17 protein-coding genes are annotated in these 18,734 nt (G+C 50.8%); all 17 read right to left on the reverse strand.

All coding sequences use genetic code 11. The annotated features are described in order from the left end of the window. Positions 1-67: 67 nt before the first annotated feature. The 17 genes from JAO79_RS13755 to mmsB all read right to left on the reverse strand — a co-directional run bounded on the left by JAO79_RS13755 (position 68) and on the right by mmsB (position 18,716). On the reverse strand, positions 68-415 hold the full coding sequence (locus JAO79_RS13755) for a DUF1428 domain-containing protein (RefSeq protein WP_199007829.1): 348 nt from the start codon (positions 413-415) through the stop codon (positions 68-70). A 99-nt stretch (positions 416-514) separates the two neighbouring features. Further along, complete coding sequence (locus JAO79_RS13760; protein ID WP_199007830.1) at positions 515-931, reverse strand: GNAT family N-acetyltransferase; 417 nt, start codon at positions 929-931, stop codon at positions 515-517. Positions 932-1,010: 79 nt separating this feature from the next. Next, a complete protein-coding gene (locus JAO79_RS13765) occupies positions 1,011-1,511 on the reverse strand; it encodes a pyridoxamine 5'-phosphate oxidase family protein (protein WP_199007832.1) in 501 nt (166 codons plus the stop codon). A 218-nt stretch (positions 1,512-1,729) separates the two neighbouring features. After that, entirely contained in the window at positions 1,730-2,920 is a 1,191-nt protein-coding gene (locus tag JAO79_RS13770; RefSeq protein WP_199007833.1) for a transposase, read from the reverse strand. Positions 2,921-3,058: 138 nt separating this feature from the next. Continuing rightward, positions 3,059-4,147 (reverse strand): HNH endonuclease, encoded by a 1,089-nt coding sequence (locus tag JAO79_RS13775; protein ID WP_199007834.1) that lies wholly within the window; start codon positions 4,145-4,147, stop codon positions 3,059-3,061. Continuing rightward, positions 4,144-5,730 (reverse strand): AAA family ATPase, encoded by a 1,587-nt coding sequence (locus JAO79_RS13780; RefSeq protein WP_199007835.1) that lies wholly within the window; start codon positions 5,728-5,730, stop codon positions 4,144-4,146. The genes JAO79_RS13775 and JAO79_RS13780 overlap by 4 nt, the downstream gene beginning before the upstream one ends. Before the next feature lie 122 nt (positions 5,731-5,852). Next, positions 5,853-7,865, reverse strand: a complete 2,013-nt coding sequence (locus JAO79_RS13785) for an ATP-binding protein (protein ID WP_199007836.1) — start codon at positions 7,863-7,865, stop codon at positions 5,853-5,855. Between the two features lie 640 nt (positions 7,866-8,505). Beyond that, complete coding sequence (locus JAO79_RS13790; protein ID WP_227664643.1) at positions 8,506-9,423, reverse strand: IS91 family transposase; 918 nt, start codon at positions 9,421-9,423, stop codon at positions 8,506-8,508. After that, positions 9,420-10,274, reverse strand: coding sequence for a tyrosine-type recombinase/integrase (locus JAO79_RS13795; protein WP_199007837.1), 855 nt, complete (start codon positions 10,272-10,274; stop codon positions 9,420-9,422). The genes JAO79_RS13790 and JAO79_RS13795 overlap by 4 nt, the downstream gene beginning before the upstream one ends. 482 nt (positions 10,275-10,756) lie before the next feature. Continuing rightward, entirely contained in the window at positions 10,757-11,752 is a 996-nt protein-coding gene (locus tag JAO79_RS13800; protein ID WP_199007838.1) for a branched-chain amino acid ABC transporter permease, read from the reverse strand. Between the two features lie 2 nt (positions 11,753-11,754). Further along, positions 11,755-12,642, reverse strand: a complete 888-nt coding sequence (locus JAO79_RS13805) for a branched-chain amino acid ABC transporter permease (protein ID WP_199007839.1) — start codon at positions 12,640-12,642, stop codon at positions 11,755-11,757. Positions 12,643-12,747: 105 nt separating this feature from the next. Continuing rightward, positions 12,748-13,959, reverse strand: a complete 1,212-nt coding sequence (locus JAO79_RS13810; RefSeq protein WP_199007840.1) for an ABC transporter substrate-binding protein — start codon at positions 13,957-13,959, stop codon at positions 12,748-12,750. Positions 13,960-14,031: 72 nt separating this feature from the next. Further along, positions 14,032-14,751 carry an ABC transporter ATP-binding protein gene (locus tag JAO79_RS13815; RefSeq protein WP_199007841.1) on the reverse strand — a complete coding sequence of 240 codons (720 nt, stop codon included), beginning with the start codon at positions 14,749-14,751 and terminating at the stop codon, positions 14,032-14,034. After that, complete coding sequence (locus JAO79_RS13820) at positions 14,748-15,554, reverse strand: ABC transporter ATP-binding protein (RefSeq protein WP_199007842.1); 807 nt, start codon at positions 15,552-15,554, stop codon at positions 14,748-14,750. Before JAO79_RS13820 ends, JAO79_RS13815 begins: the two co-directional genes overlap by 4 nt. A gap of 76 nt (positions 15,555-15,630) precedes the next feature. Beyond that, positions 15,631-16,056, reverse strand: a complete 426-nt coding sequence (locus JAO79_RS13825; protein ID WP_199007843.1) for a PaaI family thioesterase — start codon at positions 16,054-16,056, stop codon at positions 15,631-15,633. Beyond that, on the reverse strand, positions 16,053-17,702 hold the full coding sequence (locus tag JAO79_RS13830) for an AMP-binding protein (protein WP_199007844.1): 1,650 nt from the start codon (positions 17,700-17,702) through the stop codon (positions 16,053-16,055). Before JAO79_RS13830 ends, JAO79_RS13825 begins: the two co-directional genes overlap by 4 nt. A gap of 126 nt (positions 17,703-17,828) precedes the next feature. Then, positions 17,829-18,716, reverse strand: a complete 888-nt coding sequence (gene mmsB / locus JAO79_RS13835) for a 3-hydroxyisobutyrate dehydrogenase (protein WP_199007845.1) — start codon at positions 18,714-18,716, stop codon at positions 17,829-17,831. Between the last annotated feature and the right edge of the window lie 18 nt (positions 18,717-18,734).

Genomic DNA, 18,734 nt, shown 5'->3' on the forward strand with positions numbered 1-18,734 from the left:
ATGCAGCGCAGGCACGTTCACCAACAGCCACTGGTTATAGGATGGTAGCTCAATCTGGCAGTCACCCCTATTGGTCCACTATTATCTCAAAGCCGCCGTAAATCAACCGGCGTCCATCAAATGGCATGGGGTTATCCTGCATTCTCGAGTCTTCTTGAAGTGCTTTCATGCCAGCATCCCTGACTTGTCTTGAGGGCCAGGTTACCCAAGAAAAAACCACGGTTTCGTCCTCACGGCATTGAACTGCTTTGGGAAACGAAGTCTGCTCTCCTGGCGGTATGTCATCACCCCAGCATTCGACCAATCGGATTGCGCCATGTTCTTTAAATAGCCGCGCCGCCTCCGTTGCGTGACGGATGTACTCATCTTTATTATTCGTGGGCACTGCGGCAACGAAGCCGTCTACATACTCCATTGTTGTTCTCCTTTTTGCCTCATACCACCAAGCTAAGCGGCCGCCCGACAGGGGCATCCGGTGGAGCACCCGCTGGCCGGAACGAATTTGAATGCCTTGTTAATTGCCAATGCTTACTCCCGCATCCAGAACCCAGCAGCGATCATTGTGCGTGTAACCAAGTTGACCATAGTACGAATTGGCTGCCGGTGCTGCGATGAGTATCAATTTGCAGAGCGGCCCCAGTTGTTCCTGGGTCAGCGACTGTAATCGTTTGCCTATTCCTGATCGTTGATAGCTCTGATGAACGGCCAAATCTGACAGGTAGCAGGCATAGTGAAAATCCGTGACGCTACGAGCGATACCGACCAGCAAATCATCATCCCAAGCGCTCACAATGAGATTGGAATTTGAAACTACCCCCTCCATACAATCTCGGTCGTGGGTTGGGCGGCGCTCTCCGAGGGTAGAACTCTTCAGCAAACCGATAAACTGGTCAGTGGTTATGGGGTGATTTACCTTGAAAGTAATGGCCACAGCTATCCTTGGGAATTAACGCCGGTGGTAATGGTCGGCAACGAATCGCAGCGTAGTTGGCGTTCCGTTGACGACTTGGTTATGCATGTTCCGGCCACATCCCATCCATCATCACTGGGTAGGTGATTGGCTTGTAATGGGTAACCTCAATATCTCTGACGTGGGTGAAATCACTCCAGAGCAACCTCGCCCCCTTCATCCACTGAGATGGCTTAACCCGTTTTACTATCTTCTCGATTTCTTCGGGCGTGGCCTCACGCATTCGTCCGACCTTGCCGTAAAGTCTCACGCCCGGCGGAGCAACAAAGCGGCCTTTTAGCAGAGACCTTAGCCAAAAGAATCGACCGGCGTTGACCGCCATGATGCAAACGTTCGGATTCTGATCGATGTTTTTACCCAAAGCCTCTGCGTAGTGATCAAAAAAGTATCCGCTCTGATCATCGCGAAGGAAAACAGTGCCAACTGGCGTGATGTGGGGCGTGCCGTCGGGGTTTATGGTTGCGATCGAGCAGTAAACAGTAGAAGCTTGGCCTTGCTCTAAAACTGACTTTACCTTCTTCCAATCATCCTTGATGTTCATAGTTTCTCCATTCGTGTATAACGAGGCTGTAGAAAAACCCAAAAATAAGCGAGCATTCCACCGCCTACGATCTCGTTTGTTTAAGCCGGTCAATTCGCCCAGCAACTTCCAGTTTCCGGATTGATTGCCCTTTGTAGACCTCAATCCCGCTATTTCTGTGTTCAGACGCTCGTAGCCTTGTGCCCAAGGGCATTTCTGGGCGCATTGCCTCCCCCCGATCACGCAGCCATCTGCCCATAATTCGCCAGCTTTTCAATATTGTGCACCAAGCAATACAGCTGCCTTTGCCCCTGCACTTTTCGCTTTCCACGCAGGCTAAAACAGTTCAGGCGTTTGGTTGTGCCAATGTTGCCGAACACCGGTTCCAACACCGACATGCAGCGGCTGTAGATTTCTTTGCCTTGCGGGCTATCTACCCGATGCTTCATCCAATCCGTGTAGGTGGGCCCACGATTTCGCTCCAGTGCAAACGTCACCTGCCTGCCGCTGCCTTTTCGGTGATCGGCCGAGGCGGGGTTTTGCATGCATTGGCGTTTCTTGGGGCAGTTTCGACACTGAAGCAGACGGCCCTTGAAGTGTGCTCGGGAGACACCGTTCCCATCCGTACGGGTCGCTTCATAATGAAGCTCTTGCCCGGCAGGACAAATACAGGACAGATTGACCGGATCGAACTGGAATTCACTGGCGGGAATAATGGTTTTCCAACCGGTTTTGGGCAGATTCTGATGCCGTTTCCCTTGGCCCATCCTTGGGCTGCTCGTCTTTAGGAATCGGTCTACTTTGGTCATCGCTTCGTCCAGCGATAGGATGGTTTTCGCACGGCGAATGTCCCTATCCAGTTCGGCTTCGGTTTCCGCCTCATCCCGTTGGTGGTGTTCACGCAGATGATGTCGAATCAACCGCTTCAGCTTGTCGCGTTTTTCACCCAGCTCTTTAAAGGTGCCCGACCATTCTTTCGCGGCGTTCGAGGACATTTTGCAGCCGTCGATGGCAAACAGTTCGTTGCCCAGCAAGCCTTGCTCGTGACACACCAGCAACACCTGTTCGAACAACTCTTCGATTTCCTCAGCGTGGCTGCTAACAAACTTGGCCAAGGTAGTGAAGTGCGGAACGGTGTCGCAGGACAGCGCTTTAAATATGATGTTGGTTTCGCAGCACCACTGAATTTCGCGGCTAGAGGTGATGCCTTTCGAATAGGCGAACAGGATGATCTTTAGAAGAATAGCGGGATCGTAAGCAATGCGGCCGGTGTCGTCGTTGCGGTATTTGGGATGAAACACCGACAGATCCAACTTGTGCTCAATCAGATAATGAACGGCGTGTTCAAAGGTGCCCGGCTGTAGCTGCTCTTGGTAATTGATCACGACCATCGCATCCTGGTCGTAGTTGTAGTGCATGAAACGAGGCATCCCGACGACTCCTTGTCTGTTTGCTAAATGCTACCAAAACCAGTCCGATTTAGGGTTTTTCTACAGCCTCAACGCCCGGCTCACGCGCCGGTTTGGAGCCGCCAAGCGGCGGAAAATCGGTCGCTGTGCAGCCGATTGTTATGGCCTGCTTCGAGCTAACTGGAGTGCTTTTTCCCTTCGAATCACTCCTGAGCCTGCACACAAACGACATCCTGGACGGCCATCACACTCTGGGCACTTTAACCTCTGATAATCAGAGACATTGATTTCCATATGACCTGAAACAATCCCATTTCCATTACAGCATGGACAAAAATAATTGACGAATACACCTTCACCCTCACAAACTGGACATACTTTGGTTGCTTGGTTTTGACTTTTTTTCGACACCATATAATGTTCATGGAGCGCTTGATAGAATGCAGTCTGCCACGAATTTTTATGTACACGAAAATGAGAGTCAGCTTCATCTGAGAGTAGATCAATCAATGCTTGAGCTCCATTCTTTCGTTCAAACTCAGTTAGCAGATACCTCTTATTCGCGAGCTCGTCGGCGGCTTCAATTGAGAACCTATTAGCCAGGTTAAAGTCCTCGAAATGCGAATGGACGCGTTTTTTTAATGTTTCATCCCAATCTTCGGGTGCGCGAACAAAAAACCTGACTATCTCAGGATATGTTGACTCAACATCAGCGAAAATCCATTGTTCACTAATAACAGAACTATTATCGAAATAGGGATGCAAACTTTGTTTTTCAGCAACGGTAGAAATATTGGCTTTTTTTCCAGTGTTGCAATCTTTGCAAGAAGGCACAAGGTTTTGTGGAACAACCGAAAGAGTTGGATACCTACTTTTCGGCAAGTAATGATCTAAAGTCGAGGCATTCCCAATCCCACAAAATGGACACCTACCGTGTGGTGCTCTAGATAACAAGGAGTCATATATTTTTCTTGCAGGCTTCGCCCTGCCTACCATATGAACGCTATAAACATCTTTTAGTTCTTGTTTATTCACCGCGCCTATGACTATTTCTTCGTTTTTGCAGTCATTGGATGGAAGGCTATACAGTGTATTTTCAATACCATTCTTCCAATATTGATATGCAGCGGCAGCGACAACATCAGAAACGGCACTGAGACGACAGCGCAAACGTTTATCTGAAATGCTGTTTATGCATAACTCATAAACTTCTTTGGGGTCCTCATTGGGGGCGGAGATACTTCTCATTCTCCGCCCCTCGCCTGCATTATCTTATTAGTTACCATCGATCTCAGTATCGCCTTACCTTCAAAACCTAGTTGGTTTTGGTATTCCTGCTCAATTTCTTCGTAACTCTTACCCTCATTCACTGAGCTTTCCAGTAGGTCATGAAAGCCGGATTTGGATACCTCTAACCCAAACACTTCTCGCGTCAAAACGCCTACATTCTCAGCAAAGGTTTCATTTTCCGGCCTTTCTACTTTGGAAATCAATCGAGTTCTTCTTAGAATAGACACACATGACTTAGGAACCTCCTGCAATACAACTGGCGAATGCGTGGCGATAATTGCAACACCATTACGATTAACAAGTAAGTCCGACAACGCTCTTGTGAACGCGGAAAGTAGTGGTGGATGAAGATGGCTTTCTGGCTCATCAAGGAGGATTAAGGTTTTTTCTTCAACAGTTTCAACGAGCTTTGTTACAGATAGTAGGACAACCGCATGTCCTGAGCTCATCCTCTCAAATAGTGCGGACGCCTTTTCAGAAAATTGTCTTTTAGAATCGGAAAAATCATTAGCGTACACATTAACGAGTTGACATAGATCCATTTCAGCAAAATTAGAGTCTGATTCTAGCTTCCTAACAGCTTTAACCCACCTATTACTTTTGGATGTCAATGAAAGACAGAGATTTAAACTCTCAGTAAAATCTCGACATAGATCGATTTTATCTTTTAGAACCCATTGATTCAGATCGTTCTCAGGCACACGCTTTTTCAAGCCAACATAGTAATATCGCATCCCTGCAGTTGCATCAGGTTGATCATCAGGTGGAGTAAAGGGATCAAATGCACTGAAAGATACAGAGACTATCCCGGCAAAATAATTATTTTGGAGTGCGGAAGCCCCCCCCCATATGGAGTTAGTGGCAAAATAGCCGGTCTCCTCTACCGCACCTCTGTGAGGGAGAAGTGCATCAACCATGTTGTTCAAAAGGGTTGTTTTCCCAACACCGTTTCGGCCAATCAATATGTGAATATTCGAAGACGGCTTGGCGTTTGGCTCTACTTGAAATTCAACCTTAATTCCGGAGTAGTAATCATTGGCAGCCTTTTCATAAAAGAAGTCATAGTCTGTGAGAGGTGCTTCTCCGCGCAAGATGCGTCGAAACTGCTGCTCGATAGTGGAGCGATTAACATTCCTCATTAATGAAGTATTAAAAGCCCCTTCATTTTCAGCTATCGCCAAACGGTCAGGATTATGAGCAACGTCCCCTAGCGCCATCAGCACACTGTTTACCATCTCAAATGAAAGGAAATCTAAAAGATTTCTATAATAGTCGGGGTCCTGCCCCAACGAATAGAATTTTTCCTGCAATACATTGAAATTGTGCGGAATGTGTTCTTCAGTCCAGCCTCCAACTTGGCCGGTAAAACCTATTTTTACGCTACCGATTGAGTGCTTATTGCCTTCTCCATCAAAAATGGTAAGGCTAAATAGCGTCTTATATCCAAAATCATCCCAGTTATCAGCTTGTAGATAGGCAGTATTACGAGCTTGATTAGGAACGTACCCGCCCCTGGCCAGTTTTTGAAATGATATAGACACTTAAAATTACCCTTTTCTCAATATTCGAAGGACGTACAAGAATGCTAATCAGTCTTAGGCCACAACGCTAGTGGCAAGGGCGCGACGTAAGGAGCGTCCCTTGGCCGCACTTGTTAAATTTCTCAAGCCGGGCTCTTGAGATCATCAACAAGTTGGTCTGATGACTTTGTTTCCAAGGACTTTCTTTTGGTTTTGAGCTGTTCAAGCAAATAGTGATTCGACAAATCGAATTCAGCGAAAATCGTACCCCATGTCTTAACATAGCCCTTGATGCGATCATTTTTTGTACTGAAAACTAATCCAGGTTCATTCTTCGCTTCTGCGGTTTCTAGAGCTGAATTAATGTCAAAATCTCTCTCAGATATCTTTCTGCCAACCAAAATGATTTCAAAGCGCATCTTCTCCATAGAGAAGCCCACATGCTCAGATATAATCCTTGCGTAATCCTTTATTTGCTTGAGATGCTTTTCATTTAAGGCAATTGCAGGCTTCTTGATTTCGATGATAGTACATTGGTAATAGGACTCGCCTCTAGAGTTGAAACTCAATTTTTTTCTAGCTAAGAAGAGATCAACTTGTCGTCTTACACCTTCTATGCTTAGCCCCGCATCTAAGTCTTCAGGTTCAAAATCATTTTCATCTACTATTGTTATTCCCTTAACAGACTCTCTCAAATTCAATGCAACTCTTTGAAAATCATCTTCCTCAGCACCAAGAATTGCATATTGATTACCGAACAGCCACGTATTGCTTTCAATAATTCCTTGGAGGTCAGGTGTTTCCAGCACCTGCTTGTAATGATTTACCATTATTTCGCGCAACTTATGAACCGCAAACTCTCGTTTCTGCAATATTTCAATTGTGCTTATTATGTTCTCAAGCGAAGAATTATTAATTTGATCTGACAGCAATTCGATTTGGCTTTCGCTTAGGTCAAGGATTTCCCCAATAACATCAAAAATAGTATCGTTTTCGTTTGACACAAGAATTTTATCAATTAATGCGATAAGAATTTTTAACGGCTTCTCTTTAGTGTTATTGAATATAGAAGGGTCTGCTATATACAATTTTTTTACAAAAGATTTAGTGTTACTCCTCCGCCACAAAGACTCTTCTTGGCTAATTAATTTATGGCTGGGGAAATACCCTTTGGCCTCATACTCTTCAATCTTTTCGTCCACAAACTCACGAAGAAACTCTTCATAGATCTCGCCGCTAAGTCTATTTATTCTCTTCTTAAGCTCTCTAAACTCAGGAGAGCTCTCATTTACTTGCATATTACCTGAAAAGTTTAACGATGTATTATGCTTGTCGAAATTATCAAACCAGTCGGATCGAGCGTAGGTGCTCAGATAAAAAAGAGGTTTATTATTAAAACTACTCAAAGCCCTATGAAGAATTCGCCCTTCATTACTCACTACATAGTTATACGATTTCTCATCTCCTGGCTTATTTATCCAGCGGATGAAATCGACCTTAAAAGTTACATTATCAATAGATACTTCTTTTTCTATAACCCTGCATTCGGGAATTTCAACTTTCACTCCATTAACCGTTAGTTCTCGATCAGGATTTAGGGCTAATCGCCACCCAAAATAGGTCTCAAGACGTTTTCTTATTTCCTCAGCACCTGGAAGGTTCTCTTTGAAATGCTTAAGAACCACACATGTACCTGACCCCATAGAACTTAATAGTGCATGTTGATTACTACTGTCTATCTCTTCCGCAATGAAATTTCGAAGGCTTTGGCTTTCTATTTTTATTATCGCGTTCGCCTTTTTACACTTTGTGAACCATGAGGCGCTGGAGCATAGCAAATGAAAAGCAAGCCTTCCTTTACCATGTGCACCTTGTGCGTCATCATCTCCATGCTTGGATGACTCATTGAACTTAGAGAAATGCGAGTCACAATGATTAATATCAATCCCTGATCCATTATCTAGAATAGTTACAGATTCAAGACCGTGTAATTCGTTGTGGTCAACAATAACATCAACACGTTTTGCTCCAGCATCAAAACCGTTGGCTATAAGTTCGTTAATCGCTTGAAATGAATATTTTTTCCACTTAGTGAAATGCTTTTTTATGCCTTCATGAGTAATATCTGCCGTACCGCTTATTTTCATGTTACCCATATTAGAACTCGCTTTTTATGCATTGCGTTTTTTGCTTAAGCAGATCAGTCAAATCATGATAGAAGCGGTCTGCAACTTCAAGGTATGTAGGACAAGTTGTCTGCACACCACTCCCGAAAATTTAACACTTAAGCATTTAATGGTCGTGCACAGCATGACCTTTAAATGTGGGTTGGACTAAGCCGCCAGCACCAAAGCCCGCTAGCTGTCTATAAGGGTAAAGTAATTTTTAGGCAGAGGCCGGAACAACAAACTGAGCCCGTAAAAGTACTCGGTGGACGTGAATATTCTTCCAGTGGTTCCCATAAACGATCCCATCCTTGTGTATTCTGGCCAGACTAACCCGCTCTTTGTTCCATTTCCAGTCAGAACGCGAGTCAACGCCCAGCTCCTCTGGAACTGTATGCATGCTGCCAGCCGCCAGATGCGGCTAGGCCGTCACTAGTCTCCCCAGTGTTCTGCACCCAGGAATCTGTAGAACCCGATAAACCATGCCTTCGTCACATCGAGTGCACGGCCAGGCGCATGACCTCCCTGAATGTCTTAACGTTTCAACGTCAGGCTCGATTGGCCTTCGGAGAGCCTGGTGAATGACGCGCAGTTTTTGGCGCCGCGTCCGGTTACTTAAATAGCCAAAATGTCAAATGCGCATAAAACCTTTTGGCAGGATATGCATCAGGAACCGCCGCACGAATTCCACCCCACCCAGTTGCTGTGTCTTCTGGCGGCCTCCCTCTCGGTAATCCTTGTACCGAAACAAGATCCGCTCACCCTTCTGTGCCAACAACCGGCCGTTGCTGATGGCAATGCGATGGGAGTAGCGAGCGAGGTAGTCCACCACTGTTTCAGCCTGGTTCAGGCAATGACGGGCGTAAACCACCCAATCCTTCGCCATCAAGTCATTGAGCACAGAGTTAATGGTCTCAGGCTCGGTAAGTCTGGACAGTTCGCCAGCTCTGGCTGAACTTCTGAGCGACGACGTCATCCGTCCGCGAAAGCGCCGTGACAACGCCCTGACCGGGAACAAATACTGATGTTTAGCCCGGTGCCATTCACCAGCTTCTGTGAGCACCCCACCCGGAATCAAGCAATGTACATGAACATGGCGACTCAGGTTCTGCCCCCAAGTATGGAGGACAGCGGTCATGCCCAACTCTCCCTGCAAGTGTTTGGTTCTGAGGCCAAATTGACGAAGCGTGTTCCAAACCGACTCGAAAAGGCGACGGTAGACCACCTCTGGATGCACCTGCACCCAGCCATTCAGGGTATGAGGTAAGGTAAACACCAGATGGAAGTACGGAACCGGCAGCAGCGACCGGCGCTGGCGCTCACACCATTGCTGGCTTGCCCGCCCCTGGCATTGTGGGCAATGCCGGTCCCGGCAACCGTAGTAATGAACGGTGCGTACCTTGCATTGATCACACTGCATTTCCATGCCGCCCATCCGTGCCGTTCGGCAATCTATCAGGCGACGACAGACCTTCCGGCGATGGCTATCCAGCGATTCCGTGACCAAAAACTGACTCAGCACCGACTGAACCGTGATTGCCCCTGTCATCGCCCACCTCCCAGATCCGCGATCAAATCCGCAGGCGAGCGATTTTGGGAGGAAAGCCCTGGCAACCAGTGCAAATATCGTTCGGTGGTGCGCAGATCACTGTGTCCCAAGATGTTCTGCAAATCATTGAGGGGCACGCCATGCTCCAACTGATGGGTAGCATAGGCGTGACGTAGCGCGTGTATCCCTCCACACTTCTGCACACCACTCGCGATCTTGGCGTTTCGGTACACCTTTTGGGCAGTGGTAGTTGTGAGATGCTGTCCCGCCAACACTTCGCTTGGGAACAACCAGGTCATGGGGCGCTGAAGACGCCAGTATTCCCGCAGCCGGTCTAGCAACACGTCAGCCAACGGAATCATTCGGTCCTTGCTGCCTTTGCCCAGATGGACATGGAGCAAGTGACGCTCGCTATCAATGCTCTTTACCTGCAACGCCACAGCTTCACTCACGCGCAAGCCGCAACCATACGTGATCAACAGCAAGGCCCGATGCTTGGGGTTCCTGGTGGCTCCCACTATCCTTGCCACGTCCTGACGAGTCAGTAACTCAGGAATGCGCTGTGGTCGCTTGGGCAACACTAGGTTCACATCGAAGTCTACCCAATGCAGCACCTGCAGGTACAAAAACCGAATGCCATGCAGGTAAAGCCGGCAACTGGCCGGCGCCAGAGATCGCTCCTGGACGAGATAGTTAAAGTAGGTCTGCAGATCCCCAACCTCCAACTGGTCCGGGGATCGGCGGTAATACCTCGCTAAATCCGCGACTACGTAGAGATAACTTTTTTGTGTTTGTGGGGAAAAACCATGCTGACGCATGGCCTGGATCATAGCCTGACGTAAGGGGGTCATGGCGGCATCTCCTCTTTGAAAAGCCCACTTGGGCCATTCAAAAGTATCCGCCAATCCTCTCCATTCCGGGGAAATTCTCAGCCACACCGCTACCGCGAAGCGGTTTAGTTCAACAGCTAATTATACGAACGCGTTCGTATATCACCCATTCGTAAAACTCCATTCACGCCGGCATTAGAAAAAGCAGATTTATCTTAAAAATTATGATCTTAAAGAAACAGCCGAGGCAGCGATTGGAGTTATACGCCCCATTCAAGCCACAAACGCTCCAAAACCTGGGCGTATAACTCCCATGGCCATCATTTCGTTTTCAAACTTATCAGAAGGTTAGCAATGTTTTCTGTGAGGTTCACGGGGTTTTGCGAACGCGTTCGTATAATTCCGTGAATTGGGCAGGGTCGGTCTTTGCGCCAACGAGATGCGGAGTGGTGGTGCCCTCACCGGCACGTCATTGTGTGCCAGTGAGGGCGGGATAGTCCTTTTTAGCCGAGATTTTTCTTCATGAATTTCTGAATCTCACCCACGATACCGCTGCGGAAAGCCAATACGGTGAGCACGAAGATGCCGCCAAGTATCGGGTCTACCCAATCCCGAAGCGGCCCTTGGGCCAACTGATATTCCACGTTGACGACGAAGGTGGCGCCAACAACGGGGCCAAGCAGTGTGCCCATGCCGCCTACAAGCGTCATCAGGATAACTTCGCCCGACATGTGCCAATGGGCATCGTTGAGAGAGGCTAACTGGAATACTACGGACTTCATGGAACCGGCTAACCCGGCCAGTGCCGCTGAGATCACGAAGGCGAGGATTTTATAGCGATCCACGTTATAGCCCAGTGATACCGCCCGTGGCTCGTTCTGCTTGATCGCTTTCAGCACCTGCCCGTAAGGGCTGCTGACAATCCGCTGTACCAGCAGATAACAACCGATGAATACCGCCAGCACGAAGTAATACATGTTCATGTTGTCTTCCAGATCCAGCACCCCAAGCAACTTGCCTCTCGGGATACCGTGCATGCCGTCTTCACCGCCGGTGAAGTCAGACTGCACGTAGAAGAAGAACACCAACTGCGCCAGAGCCAGGGTGACCATCGCAAAGTAGATGCCCTGTCGGCGAATAGACAGCAACGCAAAGGCCGTCCCCATGACCGTTGCCGCAAGCGTACCAGCGATGATCCCCATCTCGGTGGTCAGGCCCGAGTAGTTGCTTAACAGATAGCCCGTGGTGTATCCGCCAGTGGCCAGGAATGCGGCATGGCCAAACGACAACAAGCCGGTGAAGCCGAACAACAAGTTGAAGGCCACCGCAAACAGTGCGAAGCACAAAATCTTCATCAAGAAGACCGGGTAAAACGCAAAGGGCGCAGCCAGCAACAGCAACAGCAAGACGCCGTTCACCATCATTTTTTTGCGGTCCTGGGCTTTTTGTTGCGCAACAATGACCTTGTGAATGTCGGTAGAATTAACAGAGTTATTCATGACTACGCCTCCTTACCGAACAGGCCGTTGGGTCGGAACATCAATACAACAACCATCACAAGGAAGATGACAGCCGAGGACGCTGGCGGGTAGAAGGTTTTTGTCAGGCCTTCAATCACGCCCATCAGAATACCCGTTATAATGGCCCCGCCAATCGAGCCCATGCCACCGATCACCACCACCGCAAACACCACAATGAGCGTGTTGGACCCCATCACCGGGGTTACGGAGTATATGGGCGCGGCCAGTACACCCGCGAAGGCCGCCAGCATCACGCCAAAGCCGTAGGTCAGGCTGACCAGCAGGGGTACGTTTATGCCAAAGCCCTGCATAAGCTGAGAGTCTTCGGTACCGGCTCTCAGGTAGGCCCCCAGCTTGGTTTTTTCAATGACAAACCAGGTGCCAAAGCACACCAGTAAGGCCACCACGATCACCCATGCCCGGTAGTAGGGCAAAAACATGAATCCGAGATTGATACCTCCCTTGAACAAATCCGGCATGGTGTAGCGCAAGCCAGACACACCGTAGATGTTGGTTAGCACGCCTTGGATAATCAGCGCGACGCCGAAGGTCAGCAGCAAGCTGTAGATGTGATCCTGACCGGCAATACGCCGAAGCAGAAAATATTCAATGAGAATGCCGAATGCCCCTACCAATAGCGGGGCTAAAAACAGTGCTACCCAGTAATTGACACCCAGCATGTCAAACAGGACAACCGTGACCAGAGCGCCAAGCATGTACATGGCACCGTGGGCAAAGTTAATAATCTTCAAAAGGCCGAAAATAACTGCGAGGCCAAGGCTCAACAGGGCGTAGAAAGCGCCGTTGATAACGCCGATCAGAAGCTGGCCGGAAAGCACAGCAAGGGGGACGCCGAAAATCATGGTCATATTGCTTACTCCACAAGCAGTGCAGGCGTTGTTGTTATTCTGTCAGTCAGCCGATTGCTGCCCGGCGAAGCCTGCGATGAGGCTGGCCGGACAGCGCTTGGCGACTTACATCTTCACCAGTTTGCACTTGCTCTCCGAGAGCGGGCGATAAGCTTCATCGGCCGGGATGGTCCGCAAAATTTTGTACAGATCCCATTCAGACTCGGACTCCGCCGGCGATTTCACTTCCGCAAGATACATATCGTGCACCATGCGGCCATCAACACGAATCTTGCCGTTCTTGGCGAACATGTCGTTAATCGGCGTATCCATCATCTGCTTACGCACGGTCTGCGCATCGTCAGAACCTGCTGCCGCCACAGAATTCAGGTAATGCAGGGTGCTGGAATAGATACCGGCGTGCACCATGGTCGGGCGAACACCGGTTTCTTCCATAAAGCGATCAGACCATTTACGGGTTTCATCGTTCATATCCCAGTACCAACCGGTCGTCAGCTGGATGCCTTGCGCCGTGTCCGCGCCCAGCGCGTGAACATCGGTGAGGAACAGAAGCAAAGCGGCCAGGGTCTGACCGGATTGGGTCAGGCCAAATTCACTGGCCGTGGTGATGGCATTGGTGGTGTCGGACCCGGCATTAGCCAGCCCCACCACATCGGCACCAGATGCCTGGGCCTGCAGGATGAAGGAGGAGAAGTCCTGGGTCGGGAACGGATGGCGCACCGCGCCGGTTACTTCACCGCCATTCGCCTCAACGACCTGCCGGACGTCACTTTCCAACGCATGCCCGAAGGCGTAATCCGCGGTCAACATGTACCAGGTCTTGCCGCCTTCCTTAACCACCGCACTGGCTGTACCGTTAGCCAGCGGATAGGTGTCGTAAACGTAATGTATGTGGTTGGGGGTGCAGTGCTCGTTTGTGATGCTCGACGCAGCCGAGCCGGAAATAATTCCCAAACGATCGTTTTCTTCCAGGATTTTACTGACAGCGATCGATACCGATGACGCGACCATGCCGGCAACCAGATCGACGTCTTCATTTTCAACCCAACGCCTGACCGTGCTGGACGAAGTATCCGGGCTGTTACGGTCGTCGGCACTCACCACTTCAATCTTGGCGCCGTTCACCTTACCGCCGAAATCTTGGATGGCCATTTCCAGTGCTTTCAGGCCATTCGGACCCGCCAGGTCTCGGTAGGTGCCAGACATGTCAGCCAGATAACCTATCTTCACCGTGTTGTTCGAGATCTCTGCCTGTGCGCTGCCCACCATCAAGGCGGATGCAACGGCTGAAGCAAGAAGTTTTTTCATCATTGTCATTGTTATATCTCCGATACTGTCTTGCGTTGGTTCGTTTTGTTGTTGCTTTTGTTGCTCTCGATCTTTTTGGGGTCAGACCCCAAGATAGCCATCCAGCACCGACTGCTTGGCAGCGAGTTCGTTGGCGTGAATTTCTTCCACAATCTGACCGTGTTCCATTACGTAATGGCGGTCCGCCAGTGGTGCTGCAAAATGGAAATTTTGCTCCACCAGCACGATGGTCAGGCCTTTATTTTTCAGGGCGACCAGCACCTCGCCGAGTTTTTCAACGATGACGGGGGCCAGCCCTTCGGTGATCTCGTCCAGCAGCAACATGGTGGCGCCAGTGCGAAGAATCCGAGCCATCGCCAGCATTTGCTGCTCACCACCGGAAAGCTTGGTTCCCTGACTGAAACGGCGTTCGTACAGGTTCGGAAACATGGTGTAGATTTCTTCGAGGCTCAGCCCGCCACTTCGAACAACCGGCGGCAGTGTCAGGTTTTCCTGCACACTGAGCGAGGCAAAGATGCCTCGGTGTTCCGGGCAATACCCCACGCCCAATCGGGCGATGTGGTGAGGTGCGCACTGCATGGTATTTTCGCCGTTGATTGAAATGGTGCCAGTGCGGCGCCCGACCATATTCATAATAGCCTTGAGGGTAGTGCTGCGCCCTGCCCCGTTGCGGCCAAGCAAGGTCACCAGTTCGCCCCGGTTCACCACCATGTCGATGCCGTGCAGAATATGCGATTCGCCGTAAAACGCGTGTAACCCTGAAAGGCGCAACTGTTCGTATTCACGATCGGAATGACTCATTGGGCCGCCTCCAGGTTGTCGTCTTCGGCACTGGCAACACCGCGCTCGCCACTGCCGTCGCTGCCCATATAAACTTCTCTGACCTGCGGGTCAGCAGAAACGGTCTGATAATCGCCTTCCGTCAGAACGGCACCTTGGGCAAGCACGGTGATCCGGTCACACAATTTGCTCACCACGCTGAGGTTGTGCTCCACCATCAGCACGGTGCGGCCCTGGGCCGCTTTGCGAACGAGTTCGACAACCCTGTCCACATCTTCAGAACCCATCCCCTGTGTTGGCTCATCCAACAGCAACAATTCGGGCTCCATGGCCAGCGTGGTTGCCAGCTCCAACGCCCGTTTCCGACCATAAGCCAACTCGACGGTGATTGTGTTGGCGTATTCCGCCAGGCCGACCGATTCCAGCAATTCCATGCTGCGTTCATTGAGCTTGTTCAGAGAAGTGCCGCTTTTCCAAAAGCTGAAGGACGTACCTTCGGCGGTTTGAAGCGCAACCCGGATATTCTCGAGTGCCGTCATGTGCGGAAATACAGCGGATATCTGAAAGGAGCGGATGATGCCTTTTCGGGCAATGGCGGGTGATTTCAACGACGTGATGTCTTCACCCTTGTAGAGAATTTGCCCGCGGGTAGGGATCAGGAATTTGGTGAGCAGGTTGAATACCGTTGTCTTGCCGGCCCCATTGGGCCCGATCAGAGCGTGGATATCCCCCTGGCGGATCTTCAGATTGACGTCATTGACGGCAACGAAGCCCTTGAATTCCTTGATCAGGTTGCGGGTCTCGAGAACGTACGGTTCACTCATGAGCCACTTGACCTTTTTATTGTTGTCTTTATGAACTAACCACAGGTTAGATTTACGTGCACGTAAACGTCAAGAACTAATTTTGGTTTCTATCGGGAGGAATCGAATAAGTTAGGGTGGAGTGCGCCACCGGCTCTTTCATTCCCTCGGAATAGATAAAAACGTCACCTACCGCCATGGTCCGGCCAACCTTAAGCAACGACGCTCTAGCCCGAATGGGCACATGGGCAACCGGTTTTCGCAGGAAGTTAATATTAAGATTAGTCGTTACCGCCAAAGGCACCAGTCCAATTTGGCCTAGTAACGCCGCGTACATCGCCACATCGGCTAACGCCATCATGGCTGGCCCGGAAACCGTGCCGCCCGGGCGCAGATGCCCCTCGTCTACCTCTAACACCATCTCCGCCCAGCCATCCCCAAGACCCGCCAAAGCGCCATAAGCGGCGCCTTGGGGAAAATGGTCCTCGAGGAAGGCGTTCAGTTCCTCGAAGCCAACTTTCATGCCGATACCTCTTCCTCCGCCCGGCTTCTCAACATGAAGCGCTGAATCTTGCCGCTGGGTGTTTTGGGCAGCTCATCAACAAATTCGATTTCCCGAGGGAAGGCATGGGTCGATAAGCGTCTGCGCACCAGCTCCTGAAGCTCGTCCTTCAGGCTTTGCTCGTCCGCTGGCTCCTGACCGGATTTGATCACCACATAGGCCTTGATGATAGAGCCACGCTTTTCATCCGGTTTCGCGACCACTCCCGACTCCGCCACGGCAGCATGCTCGAGCAGGGTGCTTTCCACATCTGCCGGACCCACCCGATAGCCAGCGGTGGTAATGATGTCGTCGTCCCGGCCGCTGAAGGAGAAACTGCCATCGCCATGACAAACCACCATGTCGCCGGTCAGGTAATACCCGTTGGCGAACGGATCTTTTTCACCCCAGGTGTAACCGTCAAAATGGAACAGCGGTGACGCTTTGGTATCGACGGCCAGCTGGCCGATTTCACCGGCAGCCACTTCTTCGTATTTGGTGTTCAGTGCAACCACACGATGGCCCGGGGAGGCATACCCCATGGCACCATCTCGCATCGGGTGTTCCATGGCGTGGAAGTTGCAGCAGGTCATACCGGTTTCGGTCTGGCCGTAATGGTCTTTCACCGGGCAGCCAAATCGGCGGTCAATCCAGTTCACTACCTCGGGGTTCAGCGGCTCGCCGGCGCTGCTGCACACACGCAAACCGAGCGTTTCCCCTTCTGGCAGCACCTGGTCGTTGGCTTTCAGCAAACGATACGCGGTTGGAGCGGCCGCCAGGTTGGTGATCCCGTATTTGCGGATCATGTCGTAGGTCGATTCCGGCGTGAACGCATTGGGATTGAAATGGGTCGCGTGGCCCATCAGCAGCGGACCGGTCACGGCGTAGTAAAGGCCATAGGCCCAGCCGGGGTCAGCCACGTTCCAGAACACGTCGTCTTCACGCAAATCAATGGCGTACTTCATGTAAACATAGAAGGCCAGCAGCGCTTTCGCCGGCACCGCAACACCCTTGGCTTTACCCACGGTTCCGGAAGTAAACATCTGCAAGAAAGGATCGCTGCCGGTGATCATCACTGGCTCGAACTGATCGGATTGCGCGCTCAGTACCTGTTCGAAATCCGGCACGTCGTCTCCGGTTGCTGCGGCGTTGCGGCACAGCACCGGCGGACAGCCTTTCACATCGCCCAGCTTGGGGTAGTTGTCCGGGTCGGTCACCACCAAACGGGTGCCGGCTTTTTCGAGGCGATACTCAATGGCGCCCGAACCAAATGCCGTGAACAGGGGCTGATAAACCGCGCCGATGCGCAAGGTACCCGCGATAGCAATCAACAACTCTGGGCCGCGCGGCAACAAACCCGCAACGCGATCACCCTTACTGACACCCAGAGACTGAAGATAGTTAGCGAATCGGGCGGAAGCCGCCTTAAGCTCGGCAAAGGTCAGCACACCGTCGCCACCGTCGGTTTTCTCGTAATAAAGCGCAACCTTTTTCGGGTCGGAGGCCCACTTGTCACAAATCTCGTGGCAGACGTTCAAGCCACTGTCCAATCGGCCGTCCAGAACCTCTGACTCCAGGGCGGCCGCATCAAAGTTGCTGTACACATCATTGTATTGCGGAAGGCTCATCGTCCTCTCCTATTGTTGTTGTGTTCACGTTCACATGCTTCGTACAGATTTAGCACGACATACATTTTACGTAAAGGTAAACTTTAGGCTAAAGAAAAAGGGCGAACCAAGGCCGCCCTCCCCGAATTACTCTGGCTGAAACAGCCTTAAGATGCTGGAGAAGTCCAGCTCCCCATTGCCTTGCCCGGCATGCAGCTGGAACAAGTTACGGGCCAGAGACCCCATCGGAATAGATGCCTGATTCGTGACGGCGTTATCAAACGCCAATCCCAAATCCTTCGCCATCAGGTTCACCAAAAAGCCTCCCTCATAGTTCCGGGACGCTGGTACCCCTTCCATGACCCCCGGCCAAGGGTTGTAGACGTTCAATGCCCAGTTACCACCCGAACTCTGCTTCATTACCTCTGACAGAACAGCGGGGTCCAGACCGTTTTTGACACCCAGTGCCAAGGCCTCGCTGGTGCCCGCCATCAGGATGGCCAACAGCATGTTGTTACAGATTTTGGCCACTTGCCCGGCGCCAAATGGCCCGGCGTGGAAGATGTTTTTGCCCATATCTTCGAGAATCGGCTTGGCCTTTTCGAAGGTGTCGGCTTCACCACCACAGATAAAGGTCAAGGTGCCGGCTTTCGCACCACCCACGCCGCCGGAGACGGGCGCATCAATGAACGCCAGGCCTTTGGCGGTTGCCTCTTCGGCGACACTGCGGGCTGTTTCCGGCGCGATGGTTGAAGAATCAATCACCAACGTGCCTTCGGGTAACGCCGACAGCAGCCCGTCTTCTCCCAGATAAACGGCTTCTACATGCTTGCCTGCGGGCAACATGGTGATGACGCACTCGGCGCCCTCGGCAGCCGCTTTCCCGCTCTCTGCACTGCTGGCACCTTCGGAAACCAGAGCCTCAACAGCCGAGGCAGACAAATCAAATACTGTCACCTGATGCCCGGCTTTCACCAGATTGGAGGCCATGGGGGCCCCCATGTTGCCGAGGCCGATAAATGTGATCTTCGCCATAGTGCTTCTCCTTGTTAT

It is taken from the genome of Marinobacter litoralis (genome assembly GCF_016427555.1).
Taxonomy (GTDB): domain Bacteria; phylum Pseudomonadota; class Gammaproteobacteria; order Pseudomonadales; family Oleiphilaceae; genus Marinobacter; species Marinobacter litoralis_A.